25 protein-coding genes are annotated in these 25,214 nt (G+C 68.9%); 9 read left to right on the forward strand and 16 right to left on the reverse strand.

The annotated features are described in order from the left end of the window. The first annotated feature begins 394 nt into the window (after positions 1–394). Complete coding sequence (locus NA8_RS30010) at positions 395–1,261, forward strand: LLM class F420-dependent oxidoreductase (protein ID WP_063053682.1); 867 nt, start codon at positions 395–397, stop codon at positions 1,259–1,261. A gap of 110 nt (positions 1,262–1,371) precedes the next feature. Then, a complete protein-coding gene (locus NA8_RS30015) occupies positions 1,372–1,950 on the forward strand; it encodes a TetR/AcrR family transcriptional regulator (RefSeq protein WP_063053683.1) in 579 nt (192 codons plus the stop codon). Positions 1,951–1,966: 16 nt separating this feature from the next. On the opposite strand, the gene NA8_RS30020 is transcribed toward NA8_RS30015, so the two are convergent. Then, positions 1,967–2,833, reverse strand: a complete 867-nt coding sequence (locus NA8_RS30020; RefSeq protein WP_063053684.1) for a mycofactocin-coupled SDR family oxidoreductase — start codon at positions 2,831–2,833, stop codon at positions 1,967–1,969. Between the two features lie 174 nt (positions 2,834–3,007). Here NA8_RS30020 and NA8_RS30025 point away from each other — a divergent pair, with 174 nt between their 5' ends. The 3 genes from NA8_RS30025 to NA8_RS34180 all read left to right on the forward strand — a co-directional run bounded on the left by NA8_RS30025 (position 3,008) and on the right by NA8_RS34180 (position 4,970). Continuing rightward, complete coding sequence (locus NA8_RS30025) at positions 3,008–3,496, forward strand: nitroreductase family deazaflavin-dependent oxidoreductase (RefSeq protein WP_063053685.1); 489 nt, start codon at positions 3,008–3,010, stop codon at positions 3,494–3,496. A 142-nt stretch (positions 3,497–3,638) separates the two neighbouring features. Next, on the forward strand, positions 3,639–4,013 hold the full coding sequence (locus tag NA8_RS30030; protein WP_063053686.1) for a helix-turn-helix domain-containing protein: 375 nt from the start codon (positions 3,639–3,641) through the stop codon (positions 4,011–4,013). A 192-nt stretch (positions 4,014–4,205) separates the two neighbouring features. Continuing rightward, positions 4,206–4,970: a DUF8020 domain-containing protein gene (locus NA8_RS34180; protein ID WP_157107002.1), complete on the forward strand. Its 765-nt coding sequence runs from the start codon at positions 4,206–4,208 to the stop codon at positions 4,968–4,970. Between the two features lie 54 nt (positions 4,971–5,024). Here NA8_RS34180 and NA8_RS30040 read toward each other — a convergent pair whose 3' ends face one another. Beyond that, complete coding sequence (locus NA8_RS30040; protein ID WP_063053687.1) at positions 5,025–5,537, reverse strand: hypothetical protein; 513 nt, start codon at positions 5,535–5,537, stop codon at positions 5,025–5,027. 288 nt (positions 5,538–5,825) lie between these two features. On the opposite strand from NA8_RS30040, the gene NA8_RS30045 reads away from it, so the two are divergent. Together NA8_RS30045 and NA8_RS30050 are read left to right on the forward strand one after the other, a co-directional pair. Beyond that, positions 5,826–6,368, forward strand: a complete 543-nt coding sequence (locus NA8_RS30045) for a DUF6968 family protein (protein WP_157107003.1) — start codon at positions 5,826–5,828, stop codon at positions 6,366–6,368. A gap of 195 nt (positions 6,369–6,563) precedes the next feature. After that, positions 6,564–7,928 (forward strand): WS/DGAT/MGAT family O-acyltransferase, encoded by a 1,365-nt coding sequence (locus NA8_RS30050; RefSeq protein ID WP_063053689.1) that lies wholly within the window; start codon positions 6,564–6,566, stop codon positions 7,926–7,928. Positions 7,929–7,995: 67 nt separating this feature from the next. Here the strand turns inward: NA8_RS30050 and NA8_RS30055 are convergent, their stop codons facing one another. Continuing rightward, on the reverse strand, positions 7,996–10,107 hold the full coding sequence (locus NA8_RS30055) for an AMP-binding protein (protein WP_063053709.1): 2,112 nt from the start codon (positions 10,105–10,107) through the stop codon (positions 7,996–7,998). A 293-nt stretch (positions 10,108–10,400) separates the two neighbouring features. On the opposite strand from NA8_RS30055, the gene NA8_RS30060 reads away from it, so the two are divergent. Next, a complete protein-coding gene (locus NA8_RS30060; RefSeq protein WP_063053690.1) occupies positions 10,401–10,634 on the forward strand; it encodes a hypothetical protein in 234 nt (77 codons plus the stop codon). A 5-nt stretch (positions 10,635–10,639) separates the two neighbouring features. Here NA8_RS30060 and NA8_RS30065 read toward each other — a convergent pair whose 3' ends face one another. From NA8_RS30065 to NA8_RS30075, 3 genes are read right to left on the reverse strand one after another with little or no spacing between them, the layout of a single operon-like run. Next, positions 10,640–11,479 (reverse strand): RNA polymerase sigma factor SigF, encoded by an 840-nt coding sequence (locus NA8_RS30065; RefSeq protein ID WP_063053691.1) that lies wholly within the window; start codon positions 11,477–11,479, stop codon positions 10,640–10,642. Further along, a complete protein-coding gene (locus NA8_RS30070) occupies positions 11,469–11,939 on the reverse strand; it encodes an ATP-binding protein (protein WP_157107004.1) in 471 nt (156 codons plus the stop codon). Before NA8_RS30070 ends, NA8_RS30065 begins: the two co-directional genes overlap by 11 nt. After that, a complete protein-coding gene (locus NA8_RS30075; protein WP_063053693.1) occupies positions 11,912–12,391 on the reverse strand; it encodes a Dps family protein in 480 nt (159 codons plus the stop codon). Before NA8_RS30075 ends, NA8_RS30070 begins: the two co-directional genes overlap by 28 nt. A 355-nt stretch (positions 12,392–12,746) precedes the next feature. Here NA8_RS30075 and NA8_RS30080 point away from each other — a divergent pair, with 355 nt between their 5' ends. After that, positions 12,747–14,234, forward strand: coding sequence for a mannitol dehydrogenase family protein (locus NA8_RS30080; RefSeq protein WP_063053694.1), 1,488 nt, complete (start codon positions 12,747–12,749; stop codon positions 14,232–14,234). Here the strand turns inward: NA8_RS30080 and NA8_RS30085 are convergent. From NA8_RS30085 to pyrG, 10 genes are all read right to left on the reverse strand, one after another. After that, entirely contained in the window at positions 14,231–14,989 is a 759-nt protein-coding gene (locus tag NA8_RS30085) for an acyl-[acyl-carrier-protein] thioesterase (RefSeq protein WP_063053695.1), read from the reverse strand. The genes NA8_RS30080 and NA8_RS30085 overlap by 4 nt on opposite strands. 142 nt (positions 14,990–15,131) lie before the next feature. Continuing rightward, complete coding sequence (der, locus tag NA8_RS30090; protein WP_063053696.1) at positions 15,132–16,547, reverse strand: ribosome biogenesis GTPase Der; 1,416 nt, start codon at positions 16,545–16,547, stop codon at positions 15,132–15,134. Then, entirely contained in the window at positions 16,544–17,221 is a 678-nt protein-coding gene (cmk, locus tag NA8_RS30095; RefSeq protein WP_063053710.1) for a (d)CMP kinase, read from the reverse strand. The genes der and cmk overlap by 4 nt, the downstream gene beginning before the upstream one ends. Positions 17,222–17,286: 65 nt before the next feature. Then, positions 17,287–18,366, reverse strand: a complete 1,080-nt coding sequence (locus NA8_RS30100; protein WP_084467190.1) for a pseudouridine synthase — start codon at positions 18,364–18,366, stop codon at positions 17,287–17,289. A 9-nt stretch (positions 18,367–18,375) separates the two neighbouring features. After that, on the reverse strand, positions 18,376–19,032 hold the full coding sequence (gene scpB / locus NA8_RS30105; RefSeq protein ID WP_063053697.1) for an SMC-Scp complex subunit ScpB: 657 nt from the start codon (positions 19,030–19,032) through the stop codon (positions 18,376–18,378). 12 nt (positions 19,033–19,044) lie between these two features. Continuing rightward, positions 19,045–19,851, reverse strand: a complete 807-nt coding sequence (locus tag NA8_RS30110) for a segregation and condensation protein A (RefSeq protein WP_040866193.1) — start codon at positions 19,849–19,851, stop codon at positions 19,045–19,047. A 503-nt stretch (positions 19,852–20,354) separates the two neighbouring features. Then, positions 20,355–21,299, reverse strand: coding sequence for a ParA family protein (locus NA8_RS30115; protein WP_040866172.1), 945 nt, complete (start codon positions 21,297–21,299; stop codon positions 20,355–20,357). A 440-nt stretch (positions 21,300–21,739) separates the two neighbouring features. Continuing rightward, a complete protein-coding gene (gene xerD, locus NA8_RS30120) occupies positions 21,740–22,684 on the reverse strand; it encodes a site-specific tyrosine recombinase XerD (protein WP_063053698.1) in 945 nt (314 codons plus the stop codon). A gap of 6 nt (positions 22,685–22,690) precedes the next feature. Beyond that, a complete protein-coding gene (locus NA8_RS30125) occupies positions 22,691–23,350 on the reverse strand; it encodes an NUDIX domain-containing protein (RefSeq protein ID WP_063053712.1) in 660 nt (219 codons plus the stop codon). A 4-nt stretch (positions 23,351–23,354) separates the two neighbouring features. After that, entirely contained in the window at positions 23,355–25,076 is a 1,722-nt protein-coding gene (gene pyrG / locus NA8_RS30130; protein ID WP_063053699.1) for a CTP synthase, read from the reverse strand. Positions 25,077–25,214 lie beyond the last annotated feature (138 nt).

The following is a 25,214-nucleotide window of genomic DNA, read 5'->3' on the forward strand; positions in this document are numbered from 1 at the left end:
TCACCGGCCCCACCGCCGCGGTCATCACCCACACCCCCAAACCGATAACACGTTCTCAACGGGAAGCAGCCCGGCTTCCACTCGGAGAGACACATAGCTGGACATGTGTCTGGACGCTACCACTGACAGATTTTCAGGACAATCCCGAACGAACGATCTCTTCGAAACCGCGACCCAGCGCCCCGGCAGACGCCGCGCCAAACGGAAAACGAGAACGCGTTCTTGCAGGCCGTAAGCGATCGGACTACAGTCCGAACAGCTGTCCATACCGCTCGGCCGCTGAGCCGCACCGGTGTCTCCGACCCGGAACGCGCGCCATCAGGAGCGCCACCGAGGCGCTTACCGGCGAAAGACCGAGCACCACACCGAACGACCCGACAAGACAGGGGTTCCCATGCGATTCGGCATCGTCCTGTTCACCAGCGACCGTGGCATCGCCCCCGCCCCGGCCGCCCGCGCAGCGGAGCAGGCGGGATTCGCCTCCTTCTACGTCCCCGAGCACACCCACATCCCGGTGGCGCGCAGCGCGGCGCATCCCCAGACCGGCGACGCGTCGCTACCCGATGACCGATACCTGCGCACGCTCGACCCCTGGGTCGCGCTGTCCATGGCGGCCGCCGTCACCGACCGCATCGAGCTGGCCACCGCCGTCGCACTCCCGGTCGAGCACGACCCGATCACCCTTGCCAAGACGATCGCCTCGCTCGACCACCTCAGCGGCGGCCGAGTCCTGCTGGGCGCCGGATTCGGCTGGAACACCGACGAACTCGCCGATCACGGCGTGCCCGCGAACAAGCGGCGCACGGTGCTGCGCGAGTACCTGGCGGCGATGCGGGCACTGTGGAGCCAGGACGAGGCGAGCCACGACGGCGAGTACGTGAGTTTCGGGCCGAGCTGGGCCTGGCCGAAACCGGTGCGACGCTCGGTGCCGGTATTGATCGGCGCGGCGGGCACCGAACGCACCTTCCGGTGGATAGCCGAGTCCGCCGACGGCTGGATCACCACACCGGGAGAAACGGAGATCTCGGATCGACTCGCCCTACTGCACGACATCTGGCAGCAGGCCGGACGGACCGGACGTCCGCGCGTAGTCGCTCTCGACTACAAACCCGACGCCGCGCTCCTGGCCGAGTGGGAGCACGGGGGCGTCACCGATGTGGTGTACGGCCTGCCGGACAAGGACGAGCCCGCGGTCCTCGGCTACCTCGAGCGGTTGTCCGGCAAACTCGCGGACATCGGCCGGCCACTCGGCGCGGGATAACCAGTCGCAGTGTCCGCGGCCGTCGAACAATTCGATCGTGGCCGGAAACACAACGATTTCCGCAGCGCGAAAGTTGCTCGAACAGAATAACGACACTACCATCTAGACACATGTCCGAAAGCGATTCCAGAACCGTCGAGGCGACGCGGCGGCGCTTGTCCGGAAAGCAGGCCGACACCGTCGACAAGCTCACCAGGTCGGCGCTGGAAGTGCTTTCCCGGGAGGGGTTCGCGGGCATGACCATCCGGATGGTCGCCGCCAACGCGAAGGTCGGCACCGCCACCGCCTACACCTACTTCTCCTCCAAGGAACACCTGGTCGCGGAGATCTTCTGGCGCAGACTGCGCGCGACACCCTCGCCGGTGAGCGAGGACGCGGACGTCACCGTGCGCGTAATCGCCGAACTCCGCGGCATCGCGTTGCTCGTCGCCGACGAACCGGAATTGTCCGGCGCGGTCACCAGCGCGCTACTCGGCCGCGATCCGGATGTCGAACATTTGCGCTCACGCATCGGTTTGGAAATTCGCGCCCGCCTGGCGCATGCGCTGTCCGGAAGTCCCGACGAGGATATTCTGAAATCGCTCGAACTGCTTTACGCGGGCGCACTGGTGCACGCCGGGATGGGCTACGAATCGTATTCGGACATCGCGGACCGCATCGAGCGGTCCGCGATGCTCATCCTGAAGTGACGCAGCGCGTTTCGCGTCACTGCCCCGCCAGCCCCAGTTTCAGCGACGCCCCGGCGTCGACGAACATCTGCAAGCCGGTCACATAGCGCGACTCGTCGGAGGCGAGGAACGTGACGGCGTGGGAGATGTCCGAGGACTCGACGAAGGGAATCGGCATGGCCTGCATGAACGGAAAGGTGACCTCGGCGTCCTCGCGCGTCGGGTGCTGCACGTCCGGACGGAAGATCTGGTACATGCCGGGGTTGTGCAGCATGTCGGTGTCGACGTTGGTCGGGTGCACCGCGTTGATCCGGATCGAGCTCGGCCCCAGCGTCAAGGCCAAAGTCTGCGTGTAGGAACGGATCATCTTCTTCGACAGACCGTAGCCGTCTCCGCCCGGGCCCTGCAGCGCCTGCTGGCCGTTGAATCCGGTCTGCGGCACCAAACCCGCCACCGAGCCGGTCACGATGATCGAGGCGCCCGCCCCCAGATGCGGCAGCGCGGCGTGCACGGTGTTGACCACGCCGACGAAGTTGACGTCGAAGACGTCGACGAATCCCTGTAGCGGCACGTGGTGGCCGAGCGGGCAGATCCCGGCGTTGGCCACCACCACATCCAAGCGCCCGAGCTCGGCGACGGCGGCCCCGATCGCCTCGTGCAGCGCGGGACGATCCCGCACGTCGATCTTCCGGGCGACCACCCGGCGGCCGGTCTTCGCGACCAGGTCCTCGGTCTCGGCGAGGTCCGCCTCGGTCGACAGCGCGTAGTCGTTGCTGGCGATGTCGGCGCAGATGTCGAAAGCGATGATGTCGGCGCCCTCTTCGGCCAGGGCGAGCGCGCGACTGCGGCCCTGCCCCCGCCCCGCACCGGTCACCAGGACGACTTTGCCGCTGACCCGATTCATGTTTCCTCCACCGTGCTCGTCACCGGTTCCCCGCGACACGCTCCGCGCCTCTATGGAATAGTAACCGGACATCTGTCTGGACGATACTACGGACAAAGGTATGGATCAATCACTCTTCACCCCAGCCGATTCGAGCGCCGCACCCCGTTGCCACCCGGTCCGGCGGGGTGTCCGATGACGCCGAACCGCCCGCGCTATCTCGATTCGCCGCTCGTCGGGGCGCTCATCAAGTACATGTCGAAGGCACAGGTCTGGGTCTTCCGCCGGACCGGAGGACGCATCGGCGGCCGATGGCGGATCGGCGCGGGCTTCCGGAAGCCGGTGGCGACCTTGCTGCTCGAGCATCGCGGCCGCAAATCGGGCAAGGAGTTCACCGTCCCGCTGCTGTACCTGGTGGACGGCGCCGACCTGGTGGTCGTCGCCTCGCAAGGTGGGTTGCCGAAACATCCGCAGTGGTACTACAACCTCCTGGCCCATCCCGTCACCCGGGTGCAGATAGGCGCCGAGCACCGCCGCGTCCGCGCCCGCGTGGCGACCCCGCAGGAGAGGAAGCGTCTATGGCCCTTGCTCGTCGCCCTGTACGCGGACTTCGGCGCCTACCAATCCTGGACCGAACGCGAGATACCGGTGCTGATTCTCCAGCCGCGGCAGCAGGCGCACTGAGTTCGCGTCCGGCGCGTCGAGTGGGGTCCGCACCCACACTCCCCCATGATGTTCAGCGTTCCCGGCGCGGCGGGGATCGCCCGCCGCGGCAGTGCGACGCAATCGATCGACTCGACAGAGGATGGGAGAGCGTGTGGCGAAAATGGGTAGGCGGAAACGGTCCAGGCTGATCACCAGCGGAATGCTGCGGGAGAAGCGCCAGGCCGAAGAGCGCGATGCGCCGACGGCACCCGCGCCCGAGGTCGCGGACGAGACCGAGGCGGTTTTCGCGCTCGATCTCGACGCGCTCGCCGCGCGTGTGCGCGCGCGGCGGCGGGAGATGAAGTGGACCCAGGCGGACGTGGCGGGCAACGGCGGCCCGCCTGCCAAGGTGATCAGCGAGATCGAGCGGTCCCGCAATCCGCGGCCCAGCGCCGAGGTGCTCGACCGGCTCGACGCGGCACTCGATTGGCCGCCCGGCACCAGCGCGACGATCCTGGGCGACGAGCAGGCGAGCGAACTCGCCGGAGCGCGCTGATCACCCGAGCCGGAACCCGGCCGGTCGGAGAATTTTTCGATATCTCCGACCGGCCGAGCCGGAACGCTCATAGGTAGCTGCACGCGCTGCTAGGCTGCTCAGCGACCTAGACGACTGTTCTTGCGCCGCCGGAGTGCGCGGGTCCGGCCGTGCTGGACGCAGGTGTGAACCCGATGAAGGAATGGACGAATCATGCAACTCCGCGGCATCACTGCGGCAGCGATACTCGCCATCGGCTCGCTGACCATCGGCTCCGGCGTCGCTCACGCCGAGCCGGCTCCCGACATCACCTACTCGGCCAGGATCGTCGAACAGACGGTGGTCGCCGCACTCCGGGGCGGAACCTTCGAATTGTCCAAAGCACTGCGCGATCTGCCCGCCGACGATGAGAACGCTCGACTAACCGAGCGCAACGGGGTGCTCGTCGACCATACCGGGGCCCCGGCCGACATCGCTCGAGTGATCGACGTGGTCGACATCCGCGACGAGGACGGCCATGTCGCCATGACGTTGCCGCTCGACTTCCGGATCGCGGGCACCGCCATTCCCGTGCATGCCGAAGTGAAGAAGGACAGCACGGTGCTGGAGCTGAAGCCGACCAGGCCGGAAGGCATAGCCCCCACCGAAACGCTGGTCGCCAAACCGGTCGCGTCCATGACCGAGAACCAGCGTGCCCGTGACGAATTCGCCAGCCAGTTCGGACTCGCCACCGCCATCGGCGGTTTCGTGGGCACCGCCATCGGCGCCACGATCGGCTGCCTGGTCACCATCGCCGTCGGGTGCGTGGCCGGTCTGCTGACCGGCGCGAGCCTCGGCGGCATCCTCGGAACCATCGCGGTCGGCGGCCCCACCCTCGTCGTGGCCGGTGTCGACCTGCTCACCACGATGCAGGCAGCCGAGGGCACCACCCGCTTCGCCGACAAGCCCGTCCAAGTCACGCCCGCACCACCCAAGTGACCTCGTCGCGGCGGCGGCCACGCCGCCGGGACGAGACCTCCGACGACCGCGCCGCTACAGCGGCGCGGTCGTCGTGTTCGAGCGGCCCACGCGCTCATCGTTGATCAGGTGATAGGCGCGCCCCAGATCGTCGAGCGCTCGCTCCCATCTGGTATCCGCGTCGTGGCCGCGGGGGTTGCGGCTGAGCAGCAGCAGGGTCTCGGCCGCATCCGTCGACCGCGCGGCGGCATCCAACAGGACGGGCACCGGCTCCACGGTGGTGCCCGCGGCCAGCGCGCCGATCCGGTCGTGCAGCCAGTGCGCGTCGAAACGCACTTGCTCCGTGGGGTTGTCGCCGTTGACCGGGAGGGTGCTCACCGCGGCGGCCTTGGCGGCCTCCTCGTCGTCCATCGTCGTGGTGACGACCTGACGCAGTTCACTGCTGGCGATCCGATGTAGCAAACCGATCAGCAGGACCCGCTCGGCGTCCGGACCGCGCAGACCCGTGCCACCCAACCACCCGCCGACCTCGTCCGGGTCGACGCGCAGAATCGACAGAACCGCTCGTAACTGCGCAATCGTTACCACTTCGTCCGCCCCTCCTCATCGTCGCGGCCCCACCATCACACCTCGGCGACAGCCTGCCAAACCCGAGGCGCGTTAACCGTCCGGTAGCCCTTTTGCCGATCCGGCGTGTCTTCGCTCTGCGGCCCAGGTCACCACGAACCGCAGGATAAACCGAGGGCCTACTTGGGTACTCCAGAATTCATGAGAGCGATACCGGCGCGGGTCACGGGAGACACGAGCACGTCCGCAGTGCGCGAGTCCGAACACGGCGGTGCGATCGCGAGCACGAAGTGGCGACGGATCAGGGAGGTGATCGCCACCCGAACCGTCGCCGATGCCACGCGAGAAGTGTCGATCGAGGTTGGGAAACCGCAGATGGCGCCGGGCGCCACCGGCGTGGTGTGCGGATTCCGCATCCAGGGCATCGGCGAGCGATGGGCGCACGGCCCCGACTCCATCGCCGCGCTGTACCGCGCCTTCCAGGAGATCGCTCAGGAGCTGCGGCAAGCCAACAGCCACGGCGCGCACTTCGCGGTGACCGAACCGTGCGACCCCGGCTTCCCCGCTGCCCCCACCCGGCCTTCGTGCGCCGCCACGACGGCCGAGCACGAGTCGCAAGCTCTCATCGCGGCCCGCACGCTGCGTGATGCCGACAGCTCGTTGTCGATCATCATCGGCAGGCCATACCTCGCGGCCGACCGGCGCGAGCATCTGTGCCGCTTCCACATCAGCGAGCAGGGTGCGTCGCTGGCCAGCGGTGTCGACGAGATCCAGGCGCTGCACACCGCCATCAGCATGATCAGCGAACGCCTCGAGTTGCCGCGGGATTGGCCGGTCAGCCGCCTGTCCTGAGCCCGAGACGCACAATCGCACGACGAACCGCCCAGCCGGTCCGGATTCGGCACCGAATCACCGGTTGGTGGATCGTCGTTCGACCGGAGTAGCCAGCCCGCGCCATGAGCAATCCGGCACGCCCGTCGCCGACCTTCCCCCACGTCCTGATCCAGACCGTGGCGCAGTCGCGGCGTCGCCAGGAGGGAACTGCCCATGGAATTCATCTCGCCGGTGGACGCCCTGTTCCTCATCGCGGAATCACGCGAGCATCCGATGCATGTCGGTTCGCTGTCGATCTTCGATCCCGCGGACGGCACCGGACCCGAGTTCGCCCGGCGCGCACACGCGACGCTGGCGGGCGACCAGGATTTTCACCCCATGTTCCGCAAGCGCCCGGCTCGCCTCCTCGGGACGCCCCAGCTGGCCTGGACCGTGGACAGCGCCGTCGAACTGGACTACCACGTCCAACGGTGGGCGCTGCCGGAATCGGGTGGCCTGGACGCCCTAACCGAGATGGCCGCCGGCCTGCACAGCACCCTGCTCGACCGGCACCGGCCGCTGTGGGAGGCGCACCTGATCGAAGGGCTCGCCGGCGACCGGGTGGGCTTGTACGCGAAGATGCACCACGCGCTCATCGACGGCGTCGGCGCGCAACGCCTGTTGCAGCGCACGCTCAGCACCGATCCCGAGTCCGGTGCCGCGCTGGTCCCCTGGCATCTGCCGCCGTCGACGGGGCACCGGGAGCACGCACCGCGCAGGCATACCCTCGGCACCCGCGCGCGTGCGCTGCTCGCCGCGGCGGGCTCGGCCTCTTCGGCGCTGCGCCTGGCCCGTACCGCGCTGGTCGAGCAACAGCTGACACTGCCCTTCGCCGCACCGCGCACCATGTTCAACGTCCCGATCGGCGGAGCCCGCCGCTGCGCCGCCCGCTCGTGGCCGCTGGATCGGATCCGCCAGGTCAAGAAGATGACCGGCACGACGCTCAACGATGTGGTGCTGGCCATGTCGGCGGGCGCGCTGCGCACCTATCTGCTCGAACACCTCGCCCTGCCGGACAAGCCGCTGATCGCCATGGTTCCGGTTTCGCTGCGCCCCGAATCCGACGACGGGGGCAGCGGGGGCAATGCGGTGGCGGCGCTGCTGTGCAACCTCGCCACCGACCTGCCCGACCCGGCCGCGCGGCTGACGGCGATCAGCTCGTCGATGCACCGCAGCAAGGAGATCTATCGCACGCTCTCCCCCGTGCAGGCGGTCTCGCTCTCGGCGCTGACCCTGAGTCCGCTCGCCCTGTCACTGCTGCTCCCGGCCACGGTCGCGCTGACCAGCCCGCCGTTCAACATCGTCATCTCCAACATCCCCGGGCCGCGCGAGCCCCAGTACTGGAACGGCGCGCGCGTCGCCGCCAGTTATCCGCTGTCGATCCCCCTGGACGGGCAGGCGGTGAACATCACCCTCACCAGCAATGCCGACAGCCTGGACATCGGCATCGTCGCCTGCCGCCGCAGCGTGCCGGACGTGGCCAGGCTGCTCGACCACTTGGAATCCGCGTTGACCGACCTCGAGGACACCGTCTACTGACCGGAGGCCACGCCGCCGCACAGCGGCCCGCCGACGGCGGCCGGGCAGCCGGATCGCCGCTCGGAGGTCAGGACGAACTCGCCGTCCCGAGCCCGTTGATCGACGGCGGCAGCTCCGGCTTCGCCGCACCGGGACCGGCCAGCAGGCGCTTGAGGATTTTGCCGGTGTCGCCGCGCGGCAGCACCGAGAGGAAGGTGACCTCACGCGGGACCGAGAACCGGCTCAAACGGTTGCGAATGTAGGTGCGGACCATGTCCGAATCGAGCCCCGACCCTTCGCGTTTCACCACGAAGGCCACCAGCCGCTGACCGAATTCGTGATCCGGCACACCGACCACCGCGACGTCGCTGACCTGCGGCAAGTGCGCCAGCGCCTCTTCGACGGGGCGCGGGAAGACGTTCTCGCCGCCGGAGATGATCATCTCGTCGTCCCGGCCCGCGATGAACAACCGGCCCGAGGCGTCCAGATAGCCGAGGTCGCCGGTGTCGAGCATGCCGTGCGCCTCATCCGGCGGCGCCGAGTTGACGTAACCGTCGAACAGCATGTGGTTGCCGACGAAGATGTGCCCGGTGGCGCCGATCGGCAACCTGCGGTGGTCCGGCCCGAGCACGGCGACCTTGGTGCCCAGCGGGGGGCGCCCGGCCGTGGTCGGCGAGGTGTGCAGGTCATCAGGGGTCGCGATGGTCGCCCACGAGACTTCGGTGGAACCGTAGACGTTGTAGAGGACGTCGCCGTACGCCTCCATGAATCGCTCGACGGTCGCGCCCGCCAGCGGCGCGCCGCAGCTGATCATGTGCCGCAGGCTGGAGGTGTCGTAGCGGGCGCGCACGTGCGCGGGCAGATCGAGGATGCGCTGCACCATGGTCGGCACGACGATCACCGTGTTGACGCGGTGCTCGGCGATGCCGCGCAGGCAGTCCTCCGCGTCGAACCGTCCCGTCAGCACCACGGTCGCGCGCAGCGCGGTGCTCAGCTGCAGCCCGGCCAGCCCCCAGGTGTGGAACAGCGGCGCCGGGATCAGCATGGTCTCGTTCATCTGCATCGGGATACGCGACAACAAGGCCGCGATGGACCCGAAGCCCTTCGGATGCGGCCTGCGCGCTCCCTTCGGCGTCCCGCTGGTCCCCGAGGTGAGCACGATGAGCCGCCCCGGCTGGGCGGGCGTGCGGAAGGTGGTGTGCCCCTGGGCCACGAGTTGATCCACGGTTGTCCGCTCGGGCACCGGGGGCCGTTCGTCGGTGTTGTAGCGCGGGATGTCGGCGTGCAGGTAGCGCACCAACTCCTCCAGGTCACCGTCGACGAACAGCGCCGAAAGGCGGTCGCGCTGGACGATCTCCTCGATGGTGCGGCCCGCCAGCCCGGCGTTCAGCAGGGCGACGTCCACACCGAGTTTTCCCGCGGCGACCATGCATTCGACCATCGCCGCGTGGTTGCGCGCCAGCAGTCCGATGGCGTCACCGGGGCCGAGACCGTGCGCGGCCATCGCGCCTGCCAGCGCATTGGTCCGCTCGTGCATGTCGGCGAAGGATCGGGTGCCGTGGTCGTCGATGATCGCGATCCGGTCCGGTGCGTACGCCGCGCCCGCCGCGTATCCGCCCGCCAGGTTGAAACCCCACTTCGCCAGTGAACGCAGCTGTTTGAAGCTGCGATCGAGACGAACCGGCAGCACGACGCCGCTGGCCACCATCTGCCGCGCGACGCCCGCGTTGCGCCGGATCGGCGAATCCTCCCCGTTGACCACCAGGGAGGTCCGCGCGCCCTTGGCGACGTCGGCCACCCGCTTCAATCCACTCTTGGTCCATTCCGCGATCGCCACATTGGACAGCTCCGCCACGCGGGGGTGCACGCGGCTGGGCGCGAAATAGGTGACCGTGACCTTGGTGCGCTCCTCGTCGCCGTGTAGTCGCACCGACGCGAAGCTGCCCAACGCGGCGTACTGCATCTCGAAGCTCTCGTACCAGCGGCCCACGCTGATTCGGATCTGGTGGGTGCGGATGCCGGACTCATAGGTGCCGACGCGCATCTGCCAGACCACGTTCCCGTCGGCCGACTGGATCTGCTCACACGCGCCGATACCGGTGAACATGCGCGGATATGTCTGCGGTTCGAGCAGCAGGTCCCAGATGGTCTTGCGGGCGATAGCGAATTCGGCGACTACATCGATGACGTCGGTAACCAACTTGTGCACTTCTCGTCGGCCGGTTCGAAGAACTTCGGGTCGGCGGGTAGCTCCTTTGTAACGTCAGTCACAGGTAAGGTCAAGTAGCTCGGGCCTCGCCGCCACTACCAGCGCCACGCAGGAAATACCCTGCGATTGCCCAGCATTCACCTGGGGCTGGGAACCGGCCCAATTCCCCCGCGCGAAGCCTGTGAATGAACCCAACGATCACCGAAACTCCCGCCCGGCGGTGACGGCCGCTCCTAACGTCGCAGACGCCTGCTCGGCAGGACCGCCCGCTGGCTGGAGAGATTATGGATCACAACCCCGCACGACGCATCGCGCACTCCCGCGCCGAGGAGATCCTCGACTTCTTCGGCAAATGCCGAGCGTGCGGCTATCCCGCTTACGCGGAGAGCACCACATTGCGCTACGACAACGGCGATATGGAGACCAAGGTCATCGCCAGCTGCGCGTTGCCGTGCGGCTGGACGGGCGAGGTGTCCGCGACCCCGATGACCGGCTCGGCCGCCCGCCCCCGCACGTAGGGAACTCAGGCCGCGCGCGAGGCGAGTTCGTCGGAACCGAGCGCGCGCTTGCGCAGCTCGCCCAGGATCCGGGCGAGGATGCGCGACACCTGCATTTGGGACACGCCCAGTTCTTCCGCGATCTGAGTCTGGGTCCGGCACTCGTAGAAGCGCATGATCAGCACCTGTCGATCGCGCGGCGGCAGCTCGGCGATCAGGGGACGCACCGCCATCGCCTGCTCCAGCAGGTCGTAGCACGGCTCCTCGGCGCCGAGCGTGTCGGCGAGCGCCTGCGGCGCACCGTCGCCGTCCTCGCGGCCACCGGCATCCAGCGAATTGGTCTGGTAGGCGTTGCTCGCGATGAGCGCCTGGGTGACCTCGCCGAGTTCGACGTCCAATTCCTCGGCGATCTCCCGCGCCGTCGGCATCCGCCCGAGGCGGTGCGACAACGTCTCGGTGGCCGGGCCGATGCGCAGCTGAATCTCCTTGAGCCTGCGCGGAACTCGCAATGACCACGTGTTGTCCCGGAAGTGCCTGCGCACCTCGCCCATGATGGTGGGGACCGCGAAGCCGAGGAAGGAACTCCCGCGGGAGACGTCGAAACGGTCCACCGCGAGCACCAGCCCGACCCGGGCGATCTGCAGCAGGTCCTCGTAGGACTCACCGCGGCCGGAGAACTTGCGGGCGATGTGTTCGGCGAGCGGAAGACACCGTCGCGTCACCTCCTCGCGCAGCGCGGCGCGATGCGGATCGCCCTCCTCCATCGAGGCCATCTTCTCGAACCACGGTTCGATGTTGTCGTAGCTGTCCCCTGCGCGCTTACGGCCCGTCGTGCCATTCCCGTCGGTCGTGAACTCACGTGTCATCAAATGGTCCTCGTTCCCAACTGAATTCGATAACGGTCGGATACCCGCCGATCTCGGAATCAAAAGGGTCACGAGAAATCGACAACGAACTGGTGAGCATGCGCACGAGTTCCCAGCTCAACGGATCGCCTTCGGCCACCTCGTCACCGAACGCGGCGACGGAATCGACGCGCACACTCATCCGGCCCGCGCCGTAGGTGAACGCACAGCCCAGCACCGAGCCGGGCGCGGCGCCCACCAGCAGCATGGTGGCCGCCTCGTTGATCGCCAGGCGGATGTCCGCGGCCGCGTCGAACGGAACGTCGGCGACCAGGCAGACGGTGTCGGTCATCGCGCGGATCAGGGCCAGGTGTCGCGCGTCGGCCGGGATCCGCACCGCGACCGTGGTGGTCTCGGTGGCGGGCGCGCCGAACGCGCAGGTGATCACCCGCATCAGACCGTGGCGAGCTGCGCTTGCCACATCCAGTGCAACTGCTCCAGTCGCGCCGCGATCGCCAGGAACAGATCCTGGGTTACCGGATCGGCCTTCTCGGTGGCCGCGATCCGCTCACGCAGCCGCTTGATCACGGCGGCGAGGTTGGCGACGATCGTGTCGATGATGTCGGTGTCCTGCTGCCAGCCCTCACCGATACCGATCGCGCCGGAATCCTTGGCCACGGTTCCCGCGCGCCCGTCCGGGCTGACCCCGACGGCGGTGGCGCGTTCCGCGGCCGCGTCCGTGAACTCCCGTGCCACGGTCACCAATTCGTCCAGCGCGAGGTGCACCGACCGGAAGTTCGAGCCGACCACGTTCCAGTGCGCCTGCTTGGCGATCAGCGACAGGTCGATCAGATCGACCACCGTGTCCTGCAGAGACTCGCCCGCGATGCGCTGCTGCTCCGGGTCCAAGGTACTGGTGATGGGTTGGGACATCGTTGTGAACCTTTCTGCCGTTCATCCGGGTCATCGACGGTCTACCCAGTCATGCCGCGATAAACCTCCCGGTAGGTCCAGCGGAGGGGAAACGGGTGGACGCCCCGGCGCCCCGCACGGGTCTGCGGCGGCCCGCCCGGGGGCGCACGGCTAACCCACCCGCGACGGCACCGACCACGGTGTCGGTGACGCTCGGCGCGGGAAGTGGAACAGCACAGGTACGGGTGGCCGGCGCCGACCGACGGCGCCACGGGCCGGACTCGCTGCCGCAGGCTCCGCCGCGCTGACCGCACCCGGCCGGCCCGGAGCCGGCGCTGCACTATGGTGTGATCCACACAACACGGGGAGGTGCGTGATGCCGGAGCGGACCGCGACGCCTTTACGGGCGGCGACCGTGACGAAGTTCGCCGGTCGCGTCTCGACACCGACCTATGACCGATCCCGGATCTCGACCGGCATCGCGCATTTCGGGGTCGGCGGATTTCATCGAGCGCACCAGGCGATGTACGTCGACCGCCTGCTCGAGCGCGGGCTGGGTCAGGACTGGGGCATCTGCGGTGTCGGCGTACTGCCCGGTGATCGCCGGATGCGCGATGTGCTCCGGGCCCAGGACGGTTTGTACACGTTGTCGACGGTCGCGCCGGACGGCGCCTGGACCACGCGTGCGATCGGCTCCCTCGTCGAGTACCGGTACGCGCCCGATGATCCCGAGGCCGTCGTGGCGAAGCTCACCGATCCGGTCACCCGGATCGTCTCGCTCACCATCACCGAGGGCGGCTACCACATCGCCGCCGCTACCGGGGAATTCGACGCCGACGACCCCGGCATCCGCGCCGATCTCGCCGGGAGCGCCCCGCCCGCCACCGTTTTCGGGCTTGTCACCGAAGCGCTGGCCCGGCGCCGAGCAGCGGGTATCGCGCCGTTCACCGTGCTGTCCTGCGACAACATCGAGGGCAACGGCGACGTCGCGCGCCGGATGTTCGGCGCGTTCGCCGCCCTGCGCGATCCCGGGCTCGGATCCTGGGTGGCGGAGCAGGTGCGCTTCCCGAATTCGATGGTGGACCGGATCACCCCGGTGACTCCCGCCGGGGCGACCGGAGAGGTCGAGCGCCGGTACGGGCTCATCGACCGTTGGCCGGTGGTGACCGAGCCGTTCGCCCAGTGGGTGCTGGAGGATTCGTTCGCGCTCGGCCGCCCGGCCTTCGAGGAAGTCGGGGTACAGGTCGTCGACGACGTCACCCCGTACGAACTGATGAAACTGCGGTTGCTGAACGCGAGCCACCAAGCGCTGTGCTACTTCGGATATCTGAGCGGCTACCGGCTCGTCCACGAAGCCGCACAGGACCCGGTCTTCCGGCGCTTCGTGCTGCGCTACATGGACGCCGAGGCGACGCCGACGCTGCGACCGGTGCCCGGGGTCGACTTGGACGCCTACAAGCGCACGCTACTGGACAGGTTCGCCAACCCCGCGATCGGCGACACCATCGCCCGGCTGTGCGCGGAATCCTCCGACCGCATCCCGAAGTGGCTGCTGCCGGTGGTCCGGGCGCAGCTCGCCACCGGCGGCGAGATCGACTGCGCGGCGGCGGTCGTCGCGAGCTGGGCACGCTATGCCGAGGGTGTCGACGAGCACGGGGCGGCGATCGAGATCGTGGACCGGCTCCGTGACCGGCTGACTCCCCTCGCACGGCGCCAACGCCAGCAGCCCACCGCCTTCCTCGGCGAGCGCTCGCTGTTCGGCGACCTGATCGACCATCCCCGGTTCGTGACCGCGTATCTGGCCGCGCTGGACAGCCTGCGCACCAGAGGCGCCCACGCCACCGTCGAGGAGCTGGCCCGCTAGCGGGGGGTGACGCGGGCGATCGCCCGGCAGTCGGCGCCGACCGCGAACCAGACATCCAGGCTGGAGTCGGTGCACCGGGCGACGAGCTCGACGTCCTCGCCCGACCGCACCGGCTTGCCGTACTCGACCACCACACGGTGCGGACCGGACCTGAGGTCGGCGTGATCGGCGAGCACTTCCTCGAGCGCGGTGAGGTAGACCGCGTTGTTCATATGGTCGAGCAGATCGATGTCGGTGACTCGCAGCGGAAAACGCCGGATCTCGACGCCGGGCTCCCCCGCCGCGGGCATGGAGTCGGTGAGTTCGGCTTTCCAGCGCAGCCGATGCTCGGTCGTGCAGGCCAGCATGGGTGCGAGGAACCGGTCGCTCATCCGGGCGGGAACCCCCGATTCGGTGCCGAAATGGATCAGGAAGCTCTCGGTCTCCACCAGCCCGCCCGCGCTGCCGCAGATCTGGACCCGCATCGTGCACCACCGGGTGGATGTCGCCGAGGGCCAGCGCCGCAGGGTCGCCCACTCACCGAACGCGAGCGGCTTCAGCGCGTCGACCACCGTCCGGCGGATCACCCACAGCCGATGGATGTCGCCGTCCTCCAGGACATCGAGATGGTCGTAGCCGACGTCCTGCAGGTAGCGCGCGACACCGTCGAGCCGCAGCCGCTGGTCGCGGTCGGTGTCGGCGAGACGCACCTGCCATCCCGTCTCGAACGGAGTCAGGACGGCCGGCGGTTCCGGCAGCACGCTGGGAATGACCATAAGCGGATGATGCCAGCCATTTGCCACTAACGCACCGCTACGCGCGGATTGTCATCGACCCGAGAAGATAAGGTCTCCCATTAGGCAACTTTACCCGAGGCGTGCTGCCGAAATTGATCGCTAATAGTTAGCCATCTGCTCTCTATTTCTTGCGGTCCCGCTTCTCCCGCACCCGCACCGAGATGCGCACCGGCGAGCCGTCGAAGCCGAACTCCTCGCGCAATCTGCGTTCCAGGAAGCGGCGGTAGCCGGCTTCCAGGAAGCCGGTGGTGAACAGCACGAACGTGGGCGGCCGGGTGGTCGCCTGGGTGGCGAACAGCACGCGGGGCAGCCTGCCGCCGCGCATCGGCGGCGGGGTCGCGGCGATCACTTCCTTCAGCCAGGTGTTGAGCCTGCCCGTCGAGATGCGCTTGTCCCAGGACTCGAGCGCGGTCTCCATGGCGGGCACCAGCTTCTGCACCGCGCGGCCGGTGTGCGCGGAGATGTTCACCCGCTGCGCCCACGGCACCCGGACCAGATCGCGGTCGACCTCGCGGTCCAGTTGCAGACGGCGATCCTCGTCGACCAGGTCCCACTTGTTGAACGCCAGCACCAGCGCCCGCCCGGAATCGGCGACCATGCTGATCACCCGCAGATCCTGCTCGGTGATCGGCTGCGAGGCGTCGATCAGCATGATCGCCACCTCCGACGCCTCCAGCGCCGACTTGGTGCGCAGCGAGGCGTAGAACTCGGTGCCGCTGGCATTGCTCACCTTGCGGCGCAGTCCGGCGGTGTCGATGAATTTCCAGATCTTGCCGCCCAACTCGACGAGGGAGTCCACCGGGTCGACCGTGGTGCCCGCGACATCGTGCACCACCGAACGCTCGTCGCCCGCCAGCTTGTTCAGCAGGCTCGACTTGCCGACGTTCGGCTTGCCGACCAGCGCCACACGACGCGGGCCGACGCCCCCGGTCCCCTCGCGCGGCGTCTCGGGGAGCACCGCGAGCACGTCGTCGAGCAGGTCGCCGGTGCCGCGGCCGTGCGCGGCGCTGACCATGCGCGGCTCGCCGAGCCCGAGCGACCACAGCGCCGCCGCTTCCGCTTCCACCCGCTGGTCGTCGACCTTGTTGGCGACCAGGATGACCGGGACGGCGGAGCGGCGCAGTTTCCGCACCGCGGCTTCGTCGGTCGCGGTGGCGCCCACCACCGCGTCGACAACGAGCAGGATCGCGTCGGCGGTCTGCATGGCCAGTTCGGCCTGGCGGGCCACCGATTGCTGCAGTCCCTTCGCGTCGGGCTCCCAGCCGCCGGTGTCCTGAACGAGAAAACGGCGACCCGCCCAATTCGCCTCGTAGGACACGCGGTCGCGCGTCACGCCCGGAATGTCCTCCACGACCGCCTCGCGGCGGCCGAGAATCCGGTTCACCAGCGTCGATTTGCCCACGTTCGGGCGGCCGACCACCGCCAGCGTCGGCATCGCGACGTGCGCTCGGTCCTCGAATTCGCCCTCGAGTTCGGCCAGTTCCCAGTCGGCCTCGTCGCTCCAGACGCCGTCGCCGGCGAGCACGTCCTCGTTCATCGGTCACCTCCGGTCCGGTACGCCGAGAGCTGCTGCGCGACAACGCGATACAGCTCGTCGATGACCTCGTCCATGGAAAGTTCGCTGGTGTCGACGGCCACCGCGTCCTCGGCCGGGCGCAGCGGGGACACCTTGCGGGTCGAGTCGAGGGTGTCGCGACGCTGCACGTCGGCGAGAACAGCCGCGTAGTCGTCGCCCCGGCCCTCGGCGATGTTCTGCTGATTGCGCCGGTGTGCCCGCGCCTCGGCGGACGCGGTCAAGTAGATCTTGGCGTCCGCGGCGGGCAGCACGACGGTGCCGATGTCACGACCTTCGACCACGATCCGTCCCGCGGCCGACGTGATGTCGCGCTGCATGGCGACGAGCAGCTCACGCACCTCGGGCACCGCGGACACCGCGGAAACGGCCTTGGTGACGGCGTCGCCGCGAATCTCCGAGCGCACGTCCTCGCCGTCGAGCTCGATCACCTCGCGGCTGGGATCGGTGCCGATGGACAGCGGCAGCTCCTTGACCGCGGCGGCGATGGCGGCGGTGTCGGTCAGTTCGATGCCCGCGCGCAGCACGCGCAGCGTCGCCACCCGGTACATCGCGCCGGTGTCGAGGTAGCGGGCGCCGAGGCGGGTGGCCAGGCGGCGCGAGACGCTCGACTTCCCGGTGCCCGACGGCCCGTCCATGGCGACCACCAGCGGGCTCGGGCCGGCCAGCCGCGCCGGCGCCTGCACCGGGATCTCCACACCGTTCACAACGACACCGCCTCGTAGAGTTTGCCGATCTCATCGCGGCCGAGCACCCGCAGCGTGCCGGGCCGTTGGTCGCCCAGCGCGACCGGGCCGATATGCGTGCGGACCAGCCGGACTACCGGATGGCCCACCGCGTCGAGCAGGCGGCGCACGATGTGCTTGCGCCCCTCGTGCAACACGATCTTCACCAGGGAACGTCCCTCCCCCAGCTCGAGCACCTGGAAGCGGTCTACCTTCGCGGGACCGTCCTCCAGCTCGACGCCTTCCTTCAACCGCTTGCCGACCGCGCGGTTGTTCACCTCACCCTGCACCGTGGCCAGGTAGGTCTTGGAGACCTCGAAGGACGGGTGCATGAGCCGGTGCGCCAGATCGCCGTCGTTGGTGAGCAGCAGCAGGCCCTCGGTGTCGGCATCCAGCCTTCCGACATGGAAAAGGCGCTGACCAGCGGCGATCCGCTCCGCCACGATGTCGCCGACGCAGGGGCGCCCCAAATCGTCGGACATGGTGGACTGCCAGCCCTTGGGCTTGTTCAGCGCGACGTGCACCAGTTCCTCGCGCACCACCACGCGGGTGCCGTCGACGCGCACCACGGCGTGCTGCGGGTCGATGCGCAGGCCCTGCTCGCGCACGATCATGCCGTCGACCTCGACGCGGCCCTGCGCGATCATCTCCTCGGCGGCCCGCCTCGAAGCGACGCCCGCCTTGGCGAGGACCTTTTGCAACCGCTCCCCCTCGCCCCAGGGGAGTTTGGCATGACCGCCGGACGCGTCTGGCTCCACGTTCTGGTGGCGCGCGGGCTTGGCGTTGCTCAGCAGCGGCGGCGCCGTGACCTGCCGCTGCGGCTTGGGCTTCTTCTTGCCGCCCGGGGCCGGGTGTCGCTGCGGGCTCGGCGCCTGTGCCGATCCGCGCTGGGCTGATCCGCGGCCCGCGCCTGCCTGCTGGGCGCCACGGGCGCTCGTGCCCCGTTGGGCCGAACGAGCGTCGCGCGAACCCGAGTTGCGGCTCGAGCCGCCCCGTTCGGGCTGTGCGCCGCGTTTCCTACGATCCGGTGTGCCATCTCGGCGAGCGGGCGTATTCATGATGTCCTGTCACTCTGCGGTACCGAGGTCCAAATCGGCCTCGGCGGGTTTCCTCGACCTGGTGTAACGGGGGTCCGTCTCCAGGCTCTCGTTGATCTCATCGATCAGGTCGACGCCCGGAAGCAGGGGCGCCAGTGGCGGCAGGTCGCTCAGCGAAGCGAGTCCGATCCGTTCCAGGAACAGCTCGGTGGTGCGGTACAGCGTGCCGTTGGTCTCCGGGTCGACGCCCGCCTCGGCGATCAAGCCCCTGGCCAGCAGGGTGCGCATCACCCCGTCGACGTTCACGCCACGCACCGCGCTGACCCTGGTCCTGGTCACCGGCTGACGGTATGCCACCACCGCCAATGTTTCCAACGCCGCCCGGGTCAGTTTCGATCGGGAGCCGTCGAGCAGCATCCGTTCCACATACGGCGCGTACTCGCTGCGAGTATAGAAGCGCCAGCCGTCACCGACGAAACGCAGATCTATCCCGCTGGACCGCGCCGACAGCTCGGCGGACATCGCACGCAGGGTGTGCTCGACCCGCTCCGGGCTGTCGCCGAGGGCGTCCGCGAGCTGGTCCACCGGCGCGGGAGCGTCGACGACCAGCAACATGGCCTCCAGCGCCGAACGCAGATCGGCGTCCTCCAGCGGCTCGGGGGTGAGTTCCACCACTGTCTCACTCACGGCTGCCCTCGCTCACCCGTAGTCCTCCTCGATCGTCACGGTGTCCGTCTGTTGCGCGGCCTCGTCGCCGATCCAGCTGACCGCCAAGGGACCGAGCGGATCGGGCTGGTCGAACTCGATCGTCTTGCCGCGATACAGCTCGAGCAACGCCAGGAAGCGGGCGACGATCTGCACCGGGAGCTCGCAGTCCGCGACCAGCTCGCCGAAGGAGGTCCACGCACCCGCCCCACGCTGTTTGAGCCGCTCCAGCACCAGTGCCGCCTGCTCGGCCACCGAAATCGCGTGCGTGTGCAAGTGGTCGAGCCCGACCTTGGGTACCGGACGGGGCCGGAAGGCCGCCGCGGCGATCTCGGCGAACTCGGCCGCCCCGACACCCAGCCTAACCTCGGGCAGCAGGCCGGCGTAGCGCTCCTCCAGCCCGACCGCGCGCGGATAACGGCGCAGCGCGGCCGCCTCCAGCTCACCGAGCAGTTCGGCGACCTGCTTGAACGCCCGGTATTGCAGCAGCCGGGCGAACAGCAGGTCGCGCGCCTCGAGCAGCTCGAGGTCCTCGGCGTCGGTCATCTCCCCGGACGGCAACAGCCGTGCCGCCTTCAGATCGAGCAACGTGGCGGCGACGACCAGGAATTCGGTGGTCTGATCCAAAATCTTGTCCGCACGCAACGTGTTCTGCCGCGCCATGCTCGCGGTCAGCGCCTTGGTGTAGGCGATGAACTCGTCGGTGACCTTGTGCAACGCCACCTCGGTGACGTCCAGCTTGCGCGAGCTGATCAGGGTCAGCAACAGGTCGAACGGCCCCTCGAAGTTGCTCAGCCGCAGATGGAACCCGGACGCCTGCGGCTCGTCCGCCCGCGCCTCCTTCCCCGGCCGCGTGTCCGGCTCGGAGCCGGATCCCTCCGACTCACTACGGAGTGTGTCCGCCCCTCGGCCGACCGGCTCAGGCGCGGAGTCCGGCGTGTCCGCGTCGGCGGCCCGGGCGGCATTCGCCTCGGCGACCTCCCGCGCGACCGCCTCGGTGCGATACGTGCCCGGTTCGTCCGCACTGTCCCGGGAAGGTGGGCCGTCATGGTCCGGTTCGGGAGCGGTCGGTCCGGCGACGCCCCCGACGACGGCCGGGTTCGGGCGCGCGGGCGCCGCGTCCCGGCCCGCCGCGATGAACGCGGCCGCCGCGTTACCGAGCGTGGGTGCGTTCCCCGGAGCGTTCGGGTCCAGCCCACCGGCATCGGGCTCGCGGTCGTCCGGTGTGGAGGTCGATCCGGCCGAGGAGGACCCCTGGCCGGACGGGTTGTGGTGGGACGCAGACGAGGGGTCGGAGCGGCCGCTCACCGGCCGGATCGGTGGATGACTTCCCGGGCCATCGACCGATACGCTTCGGCGCCACTCGATTTCGGCGCCCACGTGGTGATGGGCTCGCCCGCGACACTGGCGTCCGGGAAACGGACGGTGCGCGCGATGGCGGTGTCGTAGACCAGCTCACCGAACACCTCGACGACGCGCGCCATGACCTGGCGGGAATGCAGCAGCCGAGAGTCGAACATGGTGACCACTATTCCGTACAGGCTCAGCCGCGGGTTCAGCCGGTCCCGCACCTTCTCGACGGTGTCGTTGAGCAGCGCGAGCCCGCGCAGCGAGAAGTACTCGCACTCCATCGGGATGATCACGCCGTCCGAGCAGGCCAGGGCGTTGACCGTGAGCAGGCCCAGCGAAGGCTGGCAGTCGATGAGGATGTAGTCGTAGCGGTTGCGCACCGGCTCCAGCGCGCGGCCGAGCGATTGCTCCCGGCCCACCTCGTTGACGAGCTGGATCTCCGCGGCGGAGAGGTCGATGTTGCTCGGCAGCAGGTCCATGTTCGGGACACGCGTCTGCATCAGCACGTCGTCGATGGACACCTTGGAACCGATGAGCAGGTCGTGCACGGTCGAGTCGAGATCGTGGTGGGCGACGCCGAGACCGGCCGACAGCGCGCCCTGCGGGTCCAAGTCGACGAGCAGCACGCGGCGACCGTATTCGGCCAGCGCGGCACCGAGATTGATGGTGGAGGTGGTCTTGCCGACCCCACCCTTCTGGTTGCACATGGCCACGATCAACGCGTCACCGTGCTCGCCGACCGGCGGTGGGTCCGGCACCAGCCGCAACGGTCGTCCGGTCGGGCCGAGCGTCGCGTCCTCGGGGACCGGCTCGACTCCGTGGCCCCACAGCGTTTCCGCCGCGGCGTCCGAGTACGGACCCGGTCGCGAGCCCGTAAGCGGCTCCGCCCCAGCACCCATCGGCGGCTCTGCCGCTCCGGCTGTCGTCACGATCCGCTGCTCCTTATACGTTCCTGCCCGTTGCCTCGCCGAGCGTAGCGAGGCCGATCAGGGCCGACCTCGCTTTCGTGCGGTCCAGCTCTCGATAGACGCTACCGCTTGACGGCACTCGAGTGCCGCGCCTGCGCGCGGCGTGTTCGTCCGGCGCTGGTCAACGCCATTGCGCAATTCGTTCATGCTGTCCCAGTCCGCCTCCCCGCGCGCGATCCAGCCGAGTTGCCGGAAGTATTCAAGCGGACGATACCGGGTGTGAGCACAGCCAGGAACTCCGCGGGCCCGTCCGCGGCGGCGCCGAAGGCGTGCACGACGCCCGGCGCGACCACCGCCAAGCCACCTTTGCCCTGGAAGACGCTGCCATTCAACTCAACTCGCGTCATGGTGAGCCGCGAAACGCGAATACCTCACCGAGCGCGGGGGTGTGCGGTAGCCCAGACTTCGCGCAAGGTATTGACCGTGACCAGGGTGTAGATCTGAGTCGTGGTCACGGAGGCGTGGCCGAGCAGTTCCTGCACCACCCTGACGTCGGCGCCGCCGTCGAGCAGATGGGTGGCGAAGGAGTGGCGCAGCGTGTGCGGCGACACCGCCGCCGCGATGCCCGCACGTTCGGCGGCGGTGTGCAGGACCTGCCAGGCGCTCTGCCGGGACAGCCGGGCGCCGCGGGCATTAAGGAAGAGGGCCCCGGCGCTGCCCTTTCCCCGCGCGGCCAGCACAGGCCGTCCCCGGACCAGGTAGCCGTCCACGGCGGCGAGGGCGGGCCGTCCGATCGGCACCAGGCGCTGCTTCCCGCCCTTGCCGCGCAGCACGACCGACCGTTCCTCCAGGTCGAGATCGTCGACGTCCAATCCGACCGTTTCCGAGATGCGGGCGCCGGTGGAATACAGCATTTCCAGCAGCGCGCGGTCGCGCAGGCCGCGCGGGCCGCCATCGACGCCCGCCGCGGGATCTCCCGAGCCACCGCCCGCCGCCTCCAGCAATCGCAGCACCTGGTCGTAGGGCAGCGCCTTGGGTAACCTGCGCCCCGGCGCGGGCGGCTTCACCGCGTGCGCCACGTCGGTGTCGGTCAGCCCCTCCGCGGCGGCGAAGCGATGCCAGCCGCGCACCGCGATCAGCGCGCGGGCCACCGAACTCGCCGCAAGCGGCGGGTGTCCTCGACCGCCCGAGCGCAGCGCCATGGTGAACTCTGCGACATCGGACTCGGCGACCCGGTCGAGCGAGCGGATGCCACGCCCGGACAGGAAATCCAGATAGCGACCGAGGTCACGCCGGTAGGCGCCCAGTGTGTTGGGCGCGACGCCGCGCTCGACGGCGAGGTGGTCGAGATAGGCGTCGAGCTCGCGACCGAGCACTTCCGGTCAATCTCCGGACTTCTCGGCCGCCTTGCGGCGGAGGAAGGTCGTGGGCTGACCGTCCCAGGGCGCGTCCGGCGGCCGCAACTCGATGCCGCCCGCCCGCGCGGCCGCCAGCGCGAGCACGCCCGCGACCGCCGTGGCGTTGACGATCTCGCCGCTCAGCGCCGCGCGGACCGCCGCGTCGACCGGCATGCGGACCACTTCCAGGTCCGCCTCCTCGAATTCCGGCTCCGGGCGGTCGGTTTCATACAGACCGCGCGCCAGATATACCCGCAGCGCTTCGTCGGTGAACCCGGGCGAGAGCGCCACGTCCACCAGCACCGCCCATTCCCGGGCGGCCAACCCGGTTTCCTCGGCGAGCTCACGGCGGGCCGCGAGCAGTGGATCCTCGCCGGGCACGTCGAGCAGACCGGCGGGCAGTTCGAGCAGCCGCCTGCTGATCGGGTGCCGATATTGATTGATCAGCACCACATTGCCGTCGTCATCGATCGCGGCCACGGCGACGGCGCCGTGGTGCTCGATCACCTCGCGCTCGACGACTCGGCCGCCCGGCATGTGCACCTGGTCGAGCCGCAGCGCGAGGATCGCGCCGCTGTAGACGGTCTTGGCGGAAACTGTCTCGAAGTCGTGGCTGCCCGGCTCGGCAGCGCCCCCGTCGGTCATGCCGCTACGCCTGTTCCGCCGCACCCGCCAGTTCTTCACCCGGGATGTCCACCGGAAGCCGTTCGGCCGCCTTGTATCTCAGCGCTGCCGAGATGAGCGCCGCGAACAGCGGATGCGGGCGGGTGGGGCGGCTCTTCAACTCGGGGTGCGCCTGCGTGGCGACGAAGAAAGGATGCACGTCGGCGGGCAGCTCCACGAACTCGACCAGGTGCCCGTCCGGCGAGGTGCCGCTGAACTTCAACCCGCTCTGCGCGATCTTGTCGCGGTAGGCGTTGTTCACTTCGTAGCGGTGGCGATGACGCTCGGAGACCTGCTCGCTGCCGTAGGCCTGGGCGACGACCGAACCCTTCTCCAGGGTCGCCGGGTAGGCGCCCAGCCGCATGGTGCCGCCGAGATCGGCCTCGCCTGCCACGGCCTGTTCCTGGTCGGCCATGGTGGAGATGACCGGATGCGGCGTGTCCGGCTCGAACTCGGCCGAGTTGGCCTCCGCCAGCCCCACCCTGCGCGCCGCTTCGATCACGACGCACTGCAGCCCGAGGCACAAGCCAAGCAGCGGGATGCCGCGGGTGCGCGCGTAGTGGATCGCGCCGACCTTGCCCTCGATGCCGCGGATGCCGAAACCGCCGGGAATCAGGACGGCGTCCACATCGCGCAGCGCGTGCTGGGCGCCGGAGGGGGTCTCGCACTCGTCGGAGGGCACCCAGCGAATGTTCACTTTGGCGCGCGAGGCGAACCCGCCCGCGCGCAGCGCCTCGGTGACCGAGAGGTAGGCGTCGGGCAGGTCGACGTACTTGCCGACCAGCGCGACCTCGACCGTCTCGCGCGGCGAGTGCACGCGGTCGAGCAGGTCGCCCCACACGGTCCAGTCCACGTCGCGGAACGGCAGGCCCAGCCTGCGTACCACGTAGGCGTCCAGACCCTCCCGGTGCAGCACGCGCGGGATGTCGTAGATCGACGGCGCGTCCGGCGTGGAGATGCAGGCATCCACCTCGACGTCGCACATCAGGGCGATCTTGCTCTTCAGCGCCTGCGGCACCTCCCGGTCACAGCGCAGGATCAGCGCATCGGGCTGGATGCCGATATTGCGCAGCGCCGCCACTGAGTGCTGGGTCGGCTTGGTCTTCAGCTCACCGGAGGGCGCGAGGTAGGGCACCAGCGACACGTGCAGGAAGAAGACGTTGTCGCGTCCGACGTCGTGGCGGATCTGGCGGGCGGCCTCCAGGAACGGCTGCGACTCGATGTCGCCGACCGTGCCGCCGATCTCGGTGATCACCACGTCCGGGGTCTGGCCCTGCAGATCCGGGCCGCGCATGGCGAGGATCCGGTTCTTGATCTCGTCGGTGATGTGCGGGATCACCTGCACCGTGTCGCCGAGGTACTCGCCGCGACGTTCCTTGGCGATGACCGACGAATAGATTTGCCCGGTGGTCACATTCGCGTCCCGGGACAGGTCCCGATCGAGGAAACGCTCGTAGTGGCCGACGTCCAGGTCGGTCTCCGCGCCGTCCTCGGTCACGAACACCTCGCCGTGCTGGAAGGGGTTCATCGTGCCGGGATCGACGTTCAAGTACGGGTCGAGTTTCTGCATCGTGACGCGCAGCCCACGCGCCGTCAGCAGCTGACCGAGGCTGGAGGCGGTAAGACCTTTACCCAATGAGGAGGCGACACCACCGCTGACGAAGATGTGCTTCGTGGCCGTTCGCGCCTGAATCCGTGTTTGACCCACGGGTCTTCACGGTAACACGAATCCGCCCGTCCGTTCGAATGCCACGCACGTTTGCCCGCCGATCGCCGGAACGGCGATCAGAGCACTCGGAGCCGAAGTGTGAGCCGGGTCGCGTCCCGGGATCCTCCGGACACCCGC

The sequence above is a fragment of the Nocardia arthritidis NBRC 100137 genome (assembly GCF_001612765.1).
Lineage (GTDB): Bacteria > Actinomycetota > Actinomycetes > Mycobacteriales > Mycobacteriaceae > Nocardia > Nocardia arthritidis.